17 protein-coding genes are annotated in these 17,465 nt (G+C 42.0%); 14 read left to right on the top strand and 3 right to left on the bottom strand.

Annotation, left to right across the window (positions count from 1 at the left end):
- Window positions 1–107 precede the first annotated feature (107 nt).
- The 7 genes from mgtE to ACSQ2E_RS12500 all read left to right on the top strand — a co-directional run bounded on the left by mgtE (window position 108) and on the right by ACSQ2E_RS12500 (window position 5,739).
- Window positions 108–1,466 (top strand): magnesium transporter, encoded by a 1,359-nt coding sequence (mgtE, locus tag ACSQ2E_RS12530; protein ID WP_435990947.1) that lies wholly within the window; start codon window positions 108–110, stop codon window positions 1,464–1,466.
- Window positions 1,467–1,618: 152 nt separating this feature from the next.
- A complete protein-coding gene (gene crcB / locus ACSQ2E_RS12525) occupies window positions 1,619–2,017 on the top strand; it encodes a fluoride efflux transporter CrcB (protein ID WP_435990945.1) in 399 nt (132 codons plus the stop codon).
- Between the two features lie 5 nt (window positions 2,018–2,022).
- On the top strand, window positions 2,023–2,379 hold the full coding sequence (gene crcB, locus ACSQ2E_RS12520; RefSeq protein ID WP_435994524.1) for a fluoride efflux transporter CrcB: 357 nt from the start codon (window positions 2,023–2,025) through the stop codon (window positions 2,377–2,379).
- Window positions 2,380–2,603: 224 nt separating this feature from the next.
- Window positions 2,604–3,224, top strand: a complete 621-nt coding sequence (locus ACSQ2E_RS12515) for a TetR/AcrR family transcriptional regulator (protein WP_435990943.1) — start codon at window positions 2,604–2,606, stop codon at window positions 3,222–3,224.
- A 23-nt stretch (window positions 3,225–3,247) separates the two neighbouring features.
- Window positions 3,248–4,132 (top strand): ATP-binding cassette domain-containing protein, encoded by an 885-nt coding sequence (locus tag ACSQ2E_RS12510; RefSeq protein WP_435990941.1) that lies wholly within the window; start codon window positions 3,248–3,250, stop codon window positions 4,130–4,132.
- A 6-nt stretch (window positions 4,133–4,138) separates the two neighbouring features.
- The gene (locus ACSQ2E_RS12505) at window positions 4,139–4,930 is read left to right on the top strand and encodes an ABC transporter permease subunit (protein ID WP_435990939.1); all 792 of its coding nucleotides are present in this window, start codon (window positions 4,139–4,141) and stop codon (window positions 4,928–4,930) included.
- 14 nt (window positions 4,931–4,944) lie between these two features.
- Window positions 4,945–5,739, top strand: a complete 795-nt coding sequence (locus ACSQ2E_RS12500) for an ABC transporter permease subunit (RefSeq protein ID WP_435990937.1) — start codon at window positions 4,945–4,947, stop codon at window positions 5,737–5,739.
- Window positions 5,740–5,747: 8 nt separating this feature from the next.
- Here ACSQ2E_RS12500 and ACSQ2E_RS12495 read toward each other — a convergent pair whose 3' ends face one another.
- The 3 genes from ACSQ2E_RS12495 to ACSQ2E_RS12485 all read right to left on the bottom strand — a co-directional run bounded on the left by ACSQ2E_RS12495 (window position 5,748) and on the right by ACSQ2E_RS12485 (window position 11,139).
- Window positions 5,748–6,293, bottom strand: coding sequence for a DinB family protein (locus ACSQ2E_RS12495; protein ID WP_435990935.1), 546 nt, complete (start codon window positions 6,291–6,293; stop codon window positions 5,748–5,750).
- Between the two features lie 152 nt (window positions 6,294–6,445).
- Window positions 6,446–7,885 carry an MDR family MFS transporter gene (locus ACSQ2E_RS12490; RefSeq protein WP_435990933.1) on the bottom strand — a complete coding sequence of 480 codons (1,440 nt, stop codon included), beginning with the start codon at window positions 7,883–7,885 and terminating at the stop codon, window positions 6,446–6,448.
- A 191-nt stretch (window positions 7,886–8,076) separates the two neighbouring features.
- The gene (locus tag ACSQ2E_RS12485; protein ID WP_435990931.1) at window positions 8,077–11,139 is read right to left on the bottom strand and encodes an efflux RND transporter permease subunit; all 3,063 of its coding nucleotides are present in this window, start codon (window positions 11,137–11,139) and stop codon (window positions 8,077–8,079) included.
- Window positions 11,140–11,353: 214 nt separating this feature from the next.
- On the opposite strand from ACSQ2E_RS12485, the gene ACSQ2E_RS12480 reads away from it, so the two are divergent.
- The 7 genes from ACSQ2E_RS12480 (at window position 11,354) to ACSQ2E_RS12450 (ending at window position 17,451) form a co-directional block, all read left to right on the top strand.
- Complete coding sequence (locus ACSQ2E_RS12480) at window positions 11,354–12,226, top strand: TetR/AcrR family transcriptional regulator (RefSeq protein WP_435990929.1); 873 nt, start codon at window positions 11,354–11,356, stop codon at window positions 12,224–12,226.
- A 261-nt stretch (window positions 12,227–12,487) separates the two neighbouring features.
- Window positions 12,488–13,138, top strand: coding sequence for an ABC transporter permease (locus ACSQ2E_RS12475; RefSeq protein ID WP_435990927.1), 651 nt, complete (start codon window positions 12,488–12,490; stop codon window positions 13,136–13,138).
- An 18-nt stretch (window positions 13,139–13,156) separates the two neighbouring features.
- Window positions 13,157–14,149 carry an ABC transporter ATP-binding protein gene (locus tag ACSQ2E_RS12470; RefSeq protein WP_435990925.1) on the top strand — a complete coding sequence of 331 codons (993 nt, stop codon included), beginning with the start codon at window positions 13,157–13,159 and terminating at the stop codon, window positions 14,147–14,149.
- A 4-nt stretch (window positions 14,150–14,153) separates the two neighbouring features.
- Window positions 14,154–14,891: an ABC transporter permease gene (locus ACSQ2E_RS12465; protein WP_435990923.1), complete on the top strand. Its 738-nt coding sequence runs from the start codon at window positions 14,154–14,156 to the stop codon at window positions 14,889–14,891.
- A gap of 24 nt (window positions 14,892–14,915) precedes the next feature.
- Window positions 14,916–15,821 carry a glycine betaine ABC transporter substrate-binding protein gene (locus ACSQ2E_RS12460; RefSeq protein WP_435990922.1) on the top strand — a complete coding sequence of 302 codons (906 nt, stop codon included), beginning with the start codon at window positions 14,916–14,918 and terminating at the stop codon, window positions 15,819–15,821.
- 156 nt (window positions 15,822–15,977) lie between these two features.
- Window positions 15,978–16,715, top strand: a complete 738-nt coding sequence (locus ACSQ2E_RS12455) for a glycosyltransferase family 2 protein (RefSeq protein ID WP_435990921.1) — start codon at window positions 15,978–15,980, stop codon at window positions 16,713–16,715.
- Between the two features lie 115 nt (window positions 16,716–16,830).
- The gene (locus ACSQ2E_RS12450; RefSeq protein WP_435990920.1) at window positions 16,831–17,451 is read left to right on the top strand and encodes a TetR/AcrR family transcriptional regulator; all 621 of its coding nucleotides are present in this window, start codon (window positions 16,831–16,833) and stop codon (window positions 17,449–17,451) included.
- Window positions 17,452–17,465: the final 14 nt, after the last annotated feature.

Here is a 17,465-nt window from a genome sequence, read left to right as displayed (position 1 = left end):
AAATTGGCATGAACACAGGATTCGGGAGATACTAGTAGGGTGGTGAGTACCCTTCTCGGTATTTCCTCATGCCATCTGAAAGAAACATATGATAAGGAGCACCCTCAATGACATTAGCCATGACGGAAAATGAAATCACCCTTGCTATTATCCAAAGTTTGAAAGATGGGAAGAAAAGCATTTTTTTAGATATCATCGAAGAGCTTCAGCCATACGATATCGCTCAGCAATATCTACATATCCCGTCCAAGCACCGGAATAAATTCCTTTTGTATTTACCTCTTGAAGAACTAACGGAATTCATTCAGGAGATAGAAAGGGAAGACCAATTGCTCGTACTGGAAAAACTGGGGATTGAGAAATCTACAAAGGTTCTCGACTTGATGGAAAATGACAACCTGGCCACATTGCTGACGGATTTAGAGCCCGAGAAGATAGAGGAATTGCTATCAGAGATGAATCAGGCAGAGTCTCAGGTCGTACAGAACCTCATGACCTACCAACCGGAGACAGCCGGCCGGATCATGAACAACCGGTATGTCTGGATACCTAAACATTATACGGTCCGTGAAGCGGTGGATAAACTGAAGCATTTCGCAGAACTCGCCGAATATTTGAACTATCTCTATGTCATCGACGACGAAAAGAAATTGTTAGGGGTCATTTCCTACAAGGATTTATTACTTAGTGAATTAGTAGATAAAATTGAAGATATCATGTACAGCCGTGTGGTTAAGGTGGATGTCCATACCGATCAGGAAGAAGTGGCCAAATTGATCAGCCGCTATGATTTCATCACACTTCCTGTCATTGAAGAAGACGGAAGGCTTGTCGGGGTCATCACTGTCGATGACATCATTGATGTTGTCATTCAAGAGGCCAATGAAGATATTGAGAAGTTATCTGCATCGGGTAAATCCATCGACTTTACGACTAAACCATTTGTTGCAGCCTATCGCCGTCTTCCATGGCTAGTTTTACTGCTGTTCATCGGACTCGTTTCGGGAAGTATCATTGACAGATTCTCTGCAACCTTGGAACAGGTTGTCGCACTTGCGTTCTTTATGCCGATGATTGCGGGGATGACCGGGAACACGGGTACGCAATCATTGGCCGTCGTCGTCAGAGGACTGGTCTCGTATGATTTGGATATAAAACAAGTCATAAAGCTGGTTTTTAGGGAACTATGGGTAGGCATCATCATCGGTGTGACTTGTGCTGTCATGATCGCCCTGATTGCCTTTGTGTGGCAGGGCAATATTGTTCTTGGACTCGTGGTGGGAAGCTCATTACTGATTACGTTAATTATTGGGACATTGGCAGGAACCATCATCCCCCTCATATTGTATAAGTTTAACGTAGATCCTGCCGTTGCATCCGGCCCTTTGATCACCACAATTAATGATATTCTTTCCCTTCTTATCTATTTTGGAATTGCCACCATGTTTATTACAAAATTGATGTAACGGATTTGGTCAACATATTTCTTGTGGTAAAATAGTCAGTGAACGTCAAGGGAGTTAGCTTTACGACTTAAAAGTGAAAGGCTCCTACCGAGACTTATGTATCGGTAGGAGTCTCTTTCATGAATGAAATAGTATGTCAGAGGTGAAAAAATATGATCTATATATTAGTCGGTGCAGCCGGTATGGTGGGTGCCCTGCTGAGATATTATCTTGGGATATTTGCCGGAGGATGGTGGGATTATACGTTTCCAATGGGGACATTTCTGGCCAATATGATTGGAAGCTTCACATTGGGATATGTAACAACATATATATTTCAAATGAAGAAGATCCATTCAATGGCAGCTACAGCCATTGGGACCGGGATGATTGGATCTTTCACAACCTTTTCCACATTTAGTGTCGAAACCGTAGACCTTCTTACTCATTCACATTTGGTTCTGGCACTTGTTTATGTACTAGGAAGCATGTTCGGTGGTTTGTTTATGTCATGGGCAGGCTTTACGATTGGAAAGCAGCAATTGAATCTGTATAAGCGAAAGGGGGTCTAATGATGATGATGCAGGGTATGATGGTCGCAATCGGAGGGTTCTTTGGGGCAATGTCCCGTTTTGGGATCAGCCGTTTGTTCAAGAAATATGATCACTCTGATTTTCCATACGCTACCTTATTCGTTAATCTGGTTGGGTCTTTTCTTCTTGGATATTTAATCGGGTCGGAGATCGCAGAAACAGGCATTCTTCTCCTTGGGACTGGTTTTCTTGGATCCTTTACGACATTTTCCACATTTAAATTGGAAAACATTCAACTTCATTCCGATAAAAAATGGAAGCCCCTGATTACTTATCTCCTGCTCAGCTATTCAATTGGTATCTTATTCGCTTTTGGGGGAATGGCTTTAGGCAGGGTGTAAAGAAGAGACGGCAACTCATAGGTTAATATAACTCACTAAGAAGGTCAGGTACTCACCTGAGCTTTTTTTTAATCCAAGATTACATATTGTTCAGGGTAAAAAGAAGTAAATTAGCGAAGTCAGCCATTATATAAAAATAGTATTGACCACAATGGTCAAAAGGATTAAAATGAAATTGACCACAGTGGTCAAACACTTATCCTTTAAAAGGAGGTCAAACAAGATTGTTTAAGTCGTTGAAAATCGATTCAGAGAAAGAGGATCGAATCATTAGAGCCGCAACCCGGGTTTTCGCCGAAAATGGTTATGAGAAAGCCTCGACAAATGCCATCGTAAAGGAAGCGAAGATTTCCAAGGGGATCCTGTTTCATTATTTTAATAGTAAAAAGGAACTGTATATTTCTCTTTATGAACATCTCTCGGAATTATTCACAGAAAAAATATATGAAAGACTCGACTGGAATGAACATGACATTTTCGTTACGATCCGTTCAGTGACATTGATCAAGTTTGAATTATTTTCTGTCTATCCTGATCTGATCAATTTCCTTACCAGCGCCTTCTCAGAAGAGGCTCCCGAAGTAAAAGACGAAATTGAGAAGTATAAAACGAGGATGGTGGAGAGTAGCTTTGCCACTTTATTCTCCAACATCGACACCTCCAGATTCAAAGAAGGGATCGACGTAAATAAATCGATCCAGGTTATTTATTGGACCTTTGAAGGGATGGCCAATCAACAACAGCAGAAAGCGATATCACTATCGGTAGATGAAATCAATCAAGAAGAAGTGATGGCGGAAATCGATGCCTACATCGAATTGTTGAAGATTTCTTTTTATAAATAGAAAGATAAAGGGAGGCTAATGTGATGAATGTGATTGAGATTCATTCTTTGACTAAAAACTATGGGAAATCCAGGGGTATCAGCGACATCAGTTTTCATGTAGAAGAAGGAGAGATCTTTGGCTTCATCGGGCCTAATGGCGCGGGGAAATCAACGACCATCCGGACCTTGCTTTCATTGATCCATCCGTCCGGAGGCAGCGCAACGATCTTCGGTATGGACTGCATTGAATTTGCCCCTGAAATTGCAAAGGAAGTGGGATACCTGCCTTCTGAAGTATTTTATTATGACAACATGAAAGTGATGGATCTTCTTAAGTATTCTGCCAGCTTTTATAAAAAGGATTGTACAAAAAGAATCAAGGAATTGGCCGATATGTTAAATCTGGACGTAACGAAGAAGATTGATGATCTATCCCTTGGTAATAAGAAGAAGGTCGGGATCATCCAGGGTTTGCTTCATGAACCTAAGCTGATTTTATTGGATGAACCTACTTCAGGATTGGATCCCCTCATGCAACAGAAATTCTTTGAATTGCTTCAAAATGAAAATAAGAGAGGAGCTACCATCTTATTTTCATCACATATATTGAGTGAAGTTCAGCGAATGTGTGATCGGGTCGCAATCATAAAAGAAGGAAGGATCGTTCAAGTTGAGAAAATCAGTACGCTAAAAGAAAAGAATCATAAAAAATTCAAGATAGAGACGAAAGGGGATTACGAATCTTCTTACTTTGAGGTGGAGGGCGTAAGTAAACTGGAAATAAATGATCGCCAAATCAGCTTCCTCTTCAGGGGGGATATCAACAAGGTCATGAAGAAGATTGCTGATATTGAAATAACGAATCTATGGATCGAGGAGCCTGATTTAGAAGAAATCTTTATGCACTATTATAAAAAGGAGGCTTGATGCTCTATGAATATCTTTCTTTATGAGCTTAAGTCTTATCGGAAGTCGACTATTTTATGGACTTTGGCCCTTACTTCATTGATGATTGTGTTCATGTCCATGTTTCCGTCCATTTCTAAAGAAATCGACGAATTCAAAAAGCTCCTGGAGGGGTTTCCGGAGGGGGTTCGAAAAGCATTGGGAATACAGATTGATAGCATAGGATCCCTAAACGGTTATTATTCGTATTTCTTTCTTTATATAACATTATGCGGTGCCATACAGGCAATGAATCTGGCCATTTCGATTGGTTCGAAGGAAATCAGGGAAAAGACGGCGGACTTTCTTCTGACTAAGCCTGTGACCCGGACGAAGATTCTTTACTCGAAAGTATTGGCAGCTCTTGTTTCTCTCCTGCTTACGAATATTGTCTACGTGATTTCGGCGATCATTGTCGCCAACCTGGTAAAGGTGGAATGGTTCAGTCTTACTATATTCTTATTGATTTCAACTACTCTCTTACTCACACAATTCATCATGTTTGCCTTAGGAATGATCATCGCGGTCGTATGGTCAAGGGTAAAATCTGTCCTTACGCTCTCACTTGGCATCGTATTCGCCTTTTTTGTTATTAGTATGGTAGCTGCAACAGAAGAAGCAGGGCGTTATTTTACACCTTTTAAGTACTTTGACTACACTTATATTATGGTTCACGCTGCGTATGAGTGGTCATTCCTTGTGGCAGGGATCACACTGATCGTCGTCGCCATGGTCTTAAGCTTCATCATTTATAATAAAAAAGACATTCATACGGTATAAAAGGAGGGGATGTCATGAATGTATATGTACGAGAAATGAGGGCTCATCGTAAATCCCTAATCATCTGGTGCACAGGAATGATTGCATTGATTGGATCTGGGCTGGGGAAGTATGCAGGCTTCTCGTCGTCAGGTCAATCCATGAACGAATTGATGGAGGGGCTGCCTAAGCCTATGCAAGCCATTCTCGGAATTGGTACTCTTGATATGGCGACAGCGAGTGGATATTACGGAGTGCTCTTTCTTTATATCTTATTACTTGCAACCATCCACGCAGCCTTGACCGGTGCGACCATCATTTCCAAGGAAGAGAGGGATAAAACCGCCGAGTTTCTATTTGTCAAACCCCTTACAAGGAAGAAAATCATAGGGGTTAAGCTTGCAGCAGCCTTCACTCAAATCGGGATACTCGCATTGATCACATGGATTTCCTCCTTGTTGATTGTAGGTCATTATAGTGATGTGTCGGTAGCTTTTGATATTGGAGTAACGGTAGTCGGAATGATTATATTACAAGTACTATTTTTATTGATTGGAACGGCGGTGGCAGCTTATAGTAAAAAGCCTGGAAAATCAGCAGCAGTCGCAACTGGCGTATTATTACTGACATTCATTCTGTCATTCGCCATTGATTTGAACGGAAAAATCGAGGCTTTAAAATATCTCACACCCTTTAAGTACTTTGAAGCTGAAAGTGTAATGTATGGAGGAGGATTGGGTTCTGCTTATGTGGGGATATCATTAGCGTTGATCGTCATTTTGAGCTTTGCGACATTTTTATTTTTTGAAAAACGAGATCTAAAATTGTAGAGATCGGTTTAATTAATAAGGATCTGTTTCAAACAGAAACAGATCCTATTCATACAGGTCTGTAATTTTGATTTCAACTCTTCAATTTGTTCTAAGTGTCTCTTCTCATGATAACCAATGAACGGTACCCACTCATCTAAACGGATATGCCCGAAAATAGGGTGAGGATACGCTTTTTTCTGTAAATCTTCCTTGCTCGTTGTTCCAAGAAAATTGAGAAGATCTTTTCGAGACGCTTCCAGTTTTTCCTTCATTTGCTGAAGAGTCTGCATTTCTTCTGAAGGAACCACAAAAGGAGGGGCATCTACCTTGGTCGATCGATTTACCGCAAAGTGAACCGGTTTAGAGTCCACCTGCTGTTCTTCGCCTTTTTCAAGGGTCAACTGAATCGTTTTAGTAAGGGATCTCTCCATTAAATAAAGATGATCCAATACCTGCATGATCGTCCAACGACCTTCTTCCAACTCTTGGTTACATTCCTCGTCTGTTAAGTCATTCACACTATTTAATAATTCAGAACGAATATCTTCAATGATCTTTATTTCTTTCTCCATGCAAAATCCTCCTCATACTTTCGTTCAAGCTCATTTTACTCTTGGAGAGGGGTTACGTACAGTAATAGCACTTTACGTGTTTGATTAGTAGGAATAACAAACGGGAAGCCCGCCTATGTAGCGATCTTCCCGTTCGTTTGATATTCGATCTATTAAGCTTCTGACTTCACTTCGTCAAAATCCGGTGCAATCGCTTTGCGGATAAACAATGAAATCAGGAATGCAATTGCAGCCAATGCAAGGGCAAACCAATAGGCATGATGAACACCATAGGTCATGGCATTGTGAAGGATTCCTTCCGTTACCTCACCTGCTTGCTCTTCGATGTATCCTTTCTGACTTTGGGTCATGATGCTGACAAAGATGGAAACTCCAAGTGCACCGGCAACCGGCTGCAAGGTGTTGGCAATGGCGGTTCCGTGTGGGTATAAGTGCTTTGGGAGTTCATTCAATCCATTGGTTTGAGCAGGCATCATAATAGCGGATATCGACAACATGAGAATCATGTAGACCAGTACAAATAACCAAATCGGTGTAGCCGGATTGATGCCGCTAAAGAAAATCATGACTCCCAACAAGGTGAGCGTGCCTGGTATGATGAGTTTCCTAGGGCCGTATTTATCGAAAAGGGAGCCCATGGTAGGAGACATCAGGCCATTCAGCAATGCCCCAGGAAGCAGCAGTAATCCAGCTGCTTTTGCAGAGAACCCCAGAGGACCCTGGAGGTACATCGGCATCACAATTTCTGAGGCAAACATGGCCATAATGACGATGACGAAGATGGTTACACCCCTCGTATAGCTCTTGTAACGGAATACCCTCACATCAAGGAGAGGTTGATCAAGCTTCAATTGTCGAAGGACAAAGAGAACGACACTGATCACGGATATGGCTATGATGGCAATGATTTTCACCGACGTAAATCCTGCTTCTTCTTCGCCTGCCGCGCTAAAGCCGTATACGATCCCGCCGATCCCTATGGAAGAGAGGATGATTGAAAATACATCGACAGCGGGACGGGAAACTTCACCGACATTTTGTAAGTATTTCATAGCAAACAAAATGGAAAATACGGCAAATGGAATGACGGTGATGAACAACCATCTCCACCCAAGGAAATCGACGATCACTCCAGACAGAGTCGGTCCGATGGCTGGTGCGAACATGATCACCAAACCAAAGGTACCCATGATTTTCCCGCGGACTTCCGGACGGTAAATCAACAGCAGGGCGTTCATAATGACCGGGATCAACAAACCTGTTCCAACAGCCTGAATCATCCTTCCTATAAGGAGCATGGGAAAGCTAATGGCGCAGGCTGCGATGACTGTGCCGAGGAGAAATACACTCATGACACCGATGAACATCTGTCTTGTTGTGAACCACTGAATCAACAGGGCAGAGATGGGCATCAACACACCCATCACCAACATGAAACCTGTCGCAAGCCATTGAACGGTGGGGGCATCCACGTTAAAGACGGCCATTAATTCTGTGAGGGCGATATTTAATAACGTTTCATTTAATATGGCAAAAAAAGCACCGATCATGAAGGTTGTGAGGATTGCTTTTGAATTTAGTTTATTTGTCATGTTGTTCCTCCAAAAATAAGTATAAAATGTAACACTTATCTATAATGCTTGATGATAGGAAATATCTCAAGCGGAAAGTTTAAGTCATCCTAAAGAGTCACGTATCAATTAATAAAGGATACATAAGACGTTTTTTTCAATCATCCCAAAAATAAAAAGGAGAGGAGACCGTGTCTCCCCTCAGGATGTTGTTAATTATGCTTCACATTTTTTCTTCTGAAGCGATGAAAAACCATGTACATCATAGGAACGATAATCAGCGTTAATACAGCTGAGAACAAAATACCTGATATGATGGTGACGGCCAATGGGGTGAATAATGCATCACCACTGACTGCCACTGGAATCAGTGCGACAATCGAGGTAAGGGCGGTGAGCAGGATAGGTCGAAGTCGGGTACGACCAGATTCAACGACTGCTTCTTTCACGCTCATTCCGCTTTGTAATCCTTGTTCGATAAACTCAATTAACACCACTGAATTCCGTACGACGATTCCGGTTAGGGAAACCATCCCCATCACGGCAAGGAAGCTGATTGGAGTCTGAGTGACGAATAATCCGAGAATCGCACCTGCGATCGCCAGGTATACCGCAACCAGGACCAGGAATGGCAGAGATAAAGAATTGAACTGAAGCGCAATTAATAAATACACCAGGAAAATCACGATGATAAACAGGATGGTGATTTCGGCGAAGAAATCATTTTGTGCTTCATTTTCCCCACCTAATGTAATGGAGTAGTTATTGTCATCAAGATTCTTCCTGACTTCCTTCACGATTTCCTGTACATTTTCTTTATAATTTTCGTCCTCACCAGGGAAGGCGCGTATCGTAATGGCACGCTCTCCATCCTTATGAGGGATGAGTTGAAGCTCTTCCTTCTTCTCAGGAGTCACCAGTTCATCAAGTGAAACCAATTTCGGTGGTCCGGCAGGGTTAGCCGCTTCAGCAGGAACTTCCAGGGAAGTAAGATCGACTTCACCTTCGTTTCCTTCCAGTAAGAGAGTCATATCGCGTTTAGTCACACCATTATCGAAAGATTTCATCGGGATGCCTTCAGTAGCCAAGCGCAGCTGCTGACTGACATCATTAATTGTGATGCCATTTTCTTCAAGTTTCTCCCGGTTAGGCTCATACACGATCGTAGGTTCCATTTCCCCTACATTATCAACGACTAATTCTGTATCCAACGAATCGATCTTATCGGAAATGGTATCCCTGAGCTGAATTAATCGATCCATTTCCGGACCTGAGACAGTCACCGTGACAGGAGCCCCTGCCGGCGGACCTTGCTGGATTGTTTCCATGAAGATCTTGGCTTCAGGATACTCTTTACGCAATTTGTCCGTCCACTCATCGATCAATCCTTGGGCAGTCTGGTTTTTTCGATCAACCCTTGCAACCAATTGACCAGTATTTTGACCAGAATTGGATAATGAACTGTTGAACAGATTCGGTAATCCTGTACCTGCAAAGGAAGACGTTTCATAGACACCTTCATCTGTTTTTAATATCTTTTCTATTTCTTCCAGAGTATTTGATGTTTCTTCTATCGGCGTACCGATCGGTAACGTAACATCGACTGTCACTTCTTCACGATCGGCAGAGGGGAAGAATTCAAAAGGTGTCAGAGCGATCAGACCAAAGATCGCAGTCGTGAACACGAGGCCTAGGGCAGACACGACGAACGGCCTTTTCGAGAATTTCTTCAGCACAGTATCGGCATAGAAATCCGCAAGTTTATTTAAAGGTTTTCCCAATAACCCTGGAGCATCGGAAACTTTTTTCTTCGTTTTGCTATAAAGAAAGTATCTCATGATAGGAACGAATATCAGAGCCACCAATGTGGATGCAATGATGGTTGTGATCAACACTGTTGGTAAAGCCCTGATGAACGCCCCGTTTCCGCCTGATAAGAATATGAGCGGAAGGAATGTGAACACAATGGCAAGGGAGGAAGTCACGATTGAGACCCATATTTCCTTCACACCGGTAATGGCGCCCATAAGCGCACCGTCTCCGAGTTTATATCTGCGTTGAATATTATCGTTTACAACGATGGAATCATCGACCAGGATCCCGAGGGCAATGATGGCTCCGATAACCGAAATCTGATTGAGATCCACTCCTGCAAACGGGAGGGGGATCAGCCCCATTAAAACGGAAATAGGTACGGCAAGAGCCACTACAAAAGCACCGGAAATTGTCAGTCCAAGAGCTGTAGTCAGGATAACTGCCACAACGGAAATACCCAGGGACTTAAACAATCCATCGAAAATGTCCGTTACAGTTGAGGCTTGAGAATAGTAAGGTACAAGTTCTACATCGGCTGGAAGCGAGTCTGACAGTTCATCCACTTTATCACTGACTCTTTCATCGACCGTTGGGATATCCTCACCAGGCTGAACAAAAGCAGTAAATGATATAGAAGGTTTTCCTTCAAACGTCACAATATCTTTGACTTCTTTAGGAGAAACTTTCACATTTGCAATCTCTCCGAGTAGGATCGATTCTCCTTTTGGATTCTTCCCAACAAAGAGATCCTTCATTTCATCCAGCGTGGTAAAATGATCAACAGTCAGTTGGACCACTTCTTTATCCACTTCTTGTTTTCCTAAGGGAGTGGGGTAATATTCGTCATTGATGGCACTCATGACCGTAGAAGGATTAAGTCCTGATGCTTTGAGTTCATCCTTCTTTAATTCTATGATAATTTCTTCTTCAGGAAGTCCTTTCACCGTGACACTCGAAACGCCGGTTAAATCCTCTACTTCCTCTTCCCATCTTTTTACCTCATCATCCATATCAAGGAGTGATTCCTTATCATCACTGATCAAATGGTATGATACGATAGGCATCTTAACGGTAGATTCATTGACTTCAGGATCGAACACTTCTTCAGGAAACGAGGTGGAAGCATCTGAGACGGCTTGCCGCACATCACCGAACACTTCTTTTTTGTCTTCCCCGTCTTCAACCTCTACAATAATAGTAGAGAAACCGGCTGAAGATGAGGAGCTGATTTCTTTAATGCCTCCAATGGATTGAAGGGAAGACTCTATCGGATTTGTAATGGTCCTTTCAACGGAATCAACGGTAGCCCCGGGGTAAACAGTTGTTACTGTACCGATATTGACACTGGTTTCGGGTATTTCCCGTTGTGGCAGCTGCAAAAAGGTGAAAATTCCGATAATCACAAATAATAAGATGAAGATCAGTACGATTTTCGAACGATTTAAAATAGCTTTTAACATGGTTTAATCCTCCCTTGATAATATTTGACTTGTGGGTCATTTTTTCATTTTTATAAGAGTTTAATCATTGATATAACAGTCATCTGTTTCGTTGACTCACTAGTCATTTTACCTAAAAAAATTATCTAGTCAAGAAATAATGCTCTTCTCATTTTTACTGGTTATGGTTAAAATGAGAAAGGGATATTTTTCTCTGGATATTGAGGTGTAGAAAATGGATAAGCGGAATGCAATACTCGAATCAGCAGTGGAACTCTTTGGAGCTCATGGTTACAATCAGACGTCTATGCAACAAATCGCTGAAAGTGTCGGCATATCAAAAGGCTCCCTTTACTCATATTTTCAATCGAAGGAAGATTTGATCATATCCATCTATGAACATTATCAACAGCTTGTATTTGAGCAAGCATTCGTGGTAGGACTGGATGGGAATCTGTCTCCTATGGAGAGATTCGCGAAACAGTTCCAAGTGCAATTCGAAGGGATATTGGAGTACAAGTCTTATATGAAGATGCACATGAGAGGGGAGTCCACGAAAAATAGTGAAAAACTGGCGGCCATGGAGCACCGAATGAGGGGACGTCTGTTCAGCTGGCTTGAACAAAATCTCCTGGATGTATACGGGGAAGAAATCAGGCCATACAAATGGGATCTGATGTGGATGACTCAGTCCATTTATGCGTCTTATATGATGCTGATGATATCACAGGATGATACCCTTGAGCCCTCACGACTTGGGACACATTTAGTAAGGCAGATTACACTTCTTGCAAATGACTTCCTAATTGGGGAAAGCTCTCCGCAATTGAATGATGACATGATGAAATCCTTTTCTGTCAGTATGGACAGGGAAGGAGCCTTCATATCGTTTGAGAAAAGGGAGAAAGCTTGGAAATCCCTGTATGGAAAGATCAACGGTATGGATAATAGTGGTTATTACATGGACATAGCAAACCGGATTTCAGGGGAATGCAGGGAATCAGATCCTGACAAATTGGTCTTGAAAGGATTATTCCGGTTATTAATGGATACGGAAGATTTAAGAATGGAAGCTGAAGAGTTAGAAAAACAGCTCCTTCCCGAGTGATTGGGAAGGAGCTGTTTTGTGGAGGAAGCATTTCCCGGACTATTTTCTGGTCCATTTGGATGAGCGGATGGTCAATAAATAAGGAATTGGTTTATCTTTATTTCTATTTCATTACAAAATGTTTCAAAAATCGACAATAAGGGTAAAGGAATGTTGGCGCATTTTTACGGTAATACTAACTCCGTGGGTCGTCAGGATGATTATAGATCCTGGACGGCTTTTGTTTTGGCCAAAAATACATATATTGAGGAGGGTGAAATTGTGGAGAAATGGATGAAATTCCTCGAGGTCAATGCCCCTCGGATACTTGATCTCACGATAGAGCATGCGGTTCTCGTAGGACTTGCCATCATCGTAGCATTATTGATCGGGGTACCTTTAGGGATATATTTAACGACAAACGATTATCTTGCGGAGACGGTGCTCCAGATTGCATCTGTTATGCTGACAATTCCGAGTATTGCCTTGTTTGGAGTCATGATTCCGATCTTTTCTATCATCAATCAGGGAATTGGATTTGTTCCTGCCTTTGTGGCACTGGTACTCTATTCCCAGCTTCCGATTATAAGGAATACATATACGGCGATCCGGAATGTGAATCCCGAGATGAGAGATGCAGCGAAAGGGGTTGGGATGAAGACCCACCAACGTCTGTTAAAAGTTGAAATTCCAAATGCCTTTCCGGTTATTATGGCAGGCATACGTACTGCGGTTGTCATGAATATCGGAATTGGTGTAATCGCAGCTTATATAGGAGCGGGAGGACTCGGTGTTCTTATCACTCAGGGGATTTCCAGAGGCGACAATTACTTGATCATCAGCGGATCTGTTGCAGTTGCGATACTTGCCATGATTGCTGACGCGATCTTGTTGTGGATACAAAAACGCTATACACCAAAAAGCATTGCATAAAGTAAAAGAGGTGAAGAGATGATTACGTTTGATCAGACTACAAAGACATATGAAGGCGGAGTGACGGCGGTTAAAGGTGTCGACTTTACTGTGGAAGAAGGTCATATCGTCGTACTGCTTGGACCATCGGGTTGCGGAAAGACGACTTTATTACGGATGGTGAATCGACTGGAGTCGATTACCGATGGGAAAATCATCATCGACGGACAGGATTCAATGGAATTAAACCAGATTGAGCTCCGTAGAAAAATCGGTTATGTCATTCAAAGCAACGGACTGTTTCCGAATATGACGATAGAAGAGAACGTTATGATTGTTCCTGACATGTTAGGGTGGGGGAAGAAAGAGAAAAAGGAACGCTTCAACAAGTTGATGGATATGATCGGGCTGAGCGGGGATAAATTCGGAAAAAGATACCCCCATGAATTATCCGGTGGACAGCAGCAAAGAATCGGTGTCATTCGCGCGCTGGCAGCAGATCCTCCCGTCATGTTGATGGATGAGCCGTTCGGGGCACTCGATCCGATCATCCGTGAGAAGATACAGGATGAGTTCCTTCAGATTCAAAGGGAAGTGAAGAAAACCATCTTGTTTGTAAGTCATGATATCGATGAGGCGATCAAGATGGCGGACAAGATCGTATTATTACAGGGAGGAGAAATCATGCAGTATGATACTCCTTCAGAGATGCTTGTCCGCCCTAAGAGTGACTTTGTATATGAGTTCTTCGGAAAAGACCGAGCCATAAAGAGTCTCAGTCTCCATACGATATCCGATTTGAAAAATATTATAGGACTGGCAGATTTTGATGAAGCGATTCCTGATACGAAGACCATCAATGTCTGGCATGATCTTAGAAATACGTTGTCGATGCTTTTGAATCAGGAAGCTGATCAAGTGATTGTAACCGACGATGGGGGCACTAAATTAGGCGCGATTACAATAGATCTTGTTCAGAAGTATCTCCATTATGAAATCAAAGGAAAATCGAACGCGGTTCAGAAAGGGTGATTCGGTGAATACCAAAAAGGTTGTCAGTAATATTGTCCGGTATGTGGTGTATGCACTGGTCATCCTGTTCTTTGTCTGGGCGATAAAAAATCATTATTTTGATTATATGTTCAGTCAATCCAATACGTTTCTCCACTTATTGAAACAACATATGCAACTGGTCTTGGTGTCTTCGTTGCTTGCACTTGTGGTGGCGGTTCCAGTGGGGATCCTGGTTACCCGAAAGCAGTTCAGGAGAGCCGAGTGGATTGTATCGAATACAGTTAATTTTGGCCAAACCATTCCAAGTCTGGCTGTACTTGCCCTTATGATCAGTATTTTGGGTATCGGGTTTAAAACAGCCATATTCGCTCTGTTTATTTATTCCCTTTTACCGATTTACCGAAATACAGTTGCAGGAATTGACTTGATTGACGATAATCTGATAGATGCAGCAAGAGGGATGGGGATGAAGCCTCATCAAATCCTTTTCCGTATTGAATTGCCGAATGCAGCGTATTCGATTCTTGCGGGAATCAGGACAGCTGTAGTACTGAACATAGGTACTGCAGCTCTGGCGTACGTCGTTGGCGGAGGCGGATTAGGCGTCTGGATATTTACGGGAATTCAATTATTCGATAATGGTTATTTAATTTCTGGTGCTATTCCGGTAACGATACTGGCCATTCTGGTTGATTTATTCTTGAGGCTCATTGAGCGGCTCGTCGTTCCTAAAGGCACGAAACAAACATTGGAAATGTAATGGTTGAAGCAGGAGGTGAAATTCATGAAACAGAAGCTGAAATGGGTTGGAGTCCTGACCCTTATACTTATGCTTTCCGCTTGTTCAAACGTGGGGATAGGCGGCAAACAGATATCCGTCGGTGGCAAGAACTTTACCGAGCAATACCTGCTTTCTGAGATGACGGCCTTTCTTTTAAAAGAAGAGGGGTTCAAAGTCAAGCAAATGAACAATCTTGGAAGTACTGTCGTACGTAAGGCACTGGAAAATGAGCAGGTGGATATGATGTGGGAATATACGGGAACAGCCTTGATCACCTATATGGGGCAGGAACCGATGTCAGATCCCGAGAAAACGTTCGAAAAAGTGAAAAAGCTTGATGCAAAAAAAGGAATCCATTGGATGAATATGTCCAATGTCAATAACACATACGCCCTTGCCATGAATGAAGACCAGGCAAAGGAATTGGGTATCGAATCAATTAGTGATTTGGCACAATACATCAATAGTCATCCCGGTGAATTAACCATGGCATCTGATGCAGAATTTGCCAACCGAGCTGATGGCCTCCCAGGGGTGGAAGAAAAATACGGCTTCAAATTCGGCTCCGGCCAAATAAGGCAGATGGATCTTGGATTGACTCAAAGAGCGTTGAATAACCGTCAGGTGGACGTATCGGTCGCCTTTGAAACGGATGCAACCATCGTAGATTATGATCTTATAACCTTAAAGGATGATAAGAATTTCTTCCCACCATACAGGGCAGCTGTCAGCATTAACAATGAAGTATATAAAAAGTATCCCGAAATCAAAGAAATCACTGGTAAATTGGCAGATAAAATAAACAGTGATATTATGCGGGAACTGAATTACAAAGTGGATATCGAAGGAAATAGTGTATCCGTTGTGGCCCATGATTGGCTCGTGGAAAACAACCTACTAAAAGAATGATAAAAGAGTGATATAGGACTGGACCGATAGTGGTTCAGTCCTATTTCCTTTTTGTAATAAATTATCAGCAAAGCTTTTCCGCCTAAACGGAAAACCGCTAAATGAATACTCTATAGTATTGACGTCTTGACCAAAGCAATACTGGAGGAATAGAACATGAAACCGATTGTATCAATTGTGATCCCTTTTTATAACTGTTCGTACGTGGATCAGGCGATTCGAAGCGCCTTGAACCAAACGTACCCGAATACGGAAGTCATTGTTGTGGATGATGGCTCTACTAAAGAGTTGGAAAGATTGACCCCTTTCATGAATCGAATTACGTATATAAAAAAAGAAAACGGTGGAACAGCGACTGCCGTCAATGCAGGAATCAAAAGATCCAGTGGTGAGTATATCGCCTGGTTGAGTTCAGATGATCACTTTCATAAACAAAAAGTAGAAAAACAATTGGACTACATGATCACTAAAGGCGCCAAAGCAAGTTTTCATAATTATGATTATATCAATAAAGACAATGAAACATTGCTTCCGTTCGTGGGAAAAAGGTTTTCCAATGCAGAAGAAATCTACCGTACAATCACACGTATCAACCCTATAAATGGGTGCTCTGTGATGGTTCATAGAGATGTATATAAAGAAATAGGTTATTTCAGTCCGCATTTGAAATTCACCCAGGACTATGAAATGTGGTGCCGAATGCTGATGAAAGGTTATGTCATTTACTATTTAGATGAAGTCCTGCTTAAATATCGGTCACACCCTGACTCTGGAACGAGTAAGCATCCTGACCAAATGAAGAGGGAAGTGTCTGCGATCAGGCATCATTATCATCATCAGATCTATCAATATGCAGTCCAACACTCAGACAAGTTAAAAAGAATCAAGTTCTAAATGAAGAATGAATTTCAATGTTTTAAACACTATCGTTTGACATATGACACCGTGTCACATAAAGTGGAGAATGTCCCATGTGACACGGTGTCATTTTTTAAGGAGGATTGTGAAATTGCCTAAACCAACATTCTTTAATTTGAAGGAAGAGAAAAGAAATGTACTGGTGGAAGCAGCCAAGAAGGAGTTTTCCAGGGTATCCTTGTACGATGCCTCCATCGCAAACATCCTGAAGACGGCTGGAATTCCCAGGGGAAGCTTCTATCAGTACTTTGAGAATAAAGAGGATGCATTTTTCTATCTCGTTGGGGAACATGCCCGGAAACGGTTTGAAACCTTCATTGCTTTATTGAGATCCCGTGAAGGAGATTTGTTCGAAGCCACAAGGGTCATGTTTCATTCAATGCTTTCGTTTTCATACGAAAATGGACAAAATAACTTTATACGTAATGTACTCTTGAATATGAACTACAAAATAGAGAAAACGTTCACTCAGACTTTAACCAAGGAAACCATCGATAAGCGCTATGAGGAAATCTTCCTTTTAGTTAATAAAGATCAATTCACTATTGATAATAAATTGGATTTGTATCATGTATTGCAAATCCTATCAGCTGTCACCTTCCATAATCTCGTTCAGAGCATTGCAGATGAACTGACGCATGAAGAAGCGCTTGAAAAATACGATAAGGAAATGAACATGATTAAAAGAGGACTGTGTAAATCCTCTACATAGTTAAATAGAAAGAA

Origin of the sequence: Rossellomorea sp. LjRoot5 (assembly GCF_964253455.1) — a bacterium.
In the GTDB taxonomy this organism is placed as follows: domain Bacteria; phylum Bacillota; class Bacilli; order Bacillales; family Bacillaceae_B; genus Rossellomorea.
Note: the sequence above shows the minus strand (reverse complement) of the source record. Positions and strands in the feature narration are given on the sequence as shown.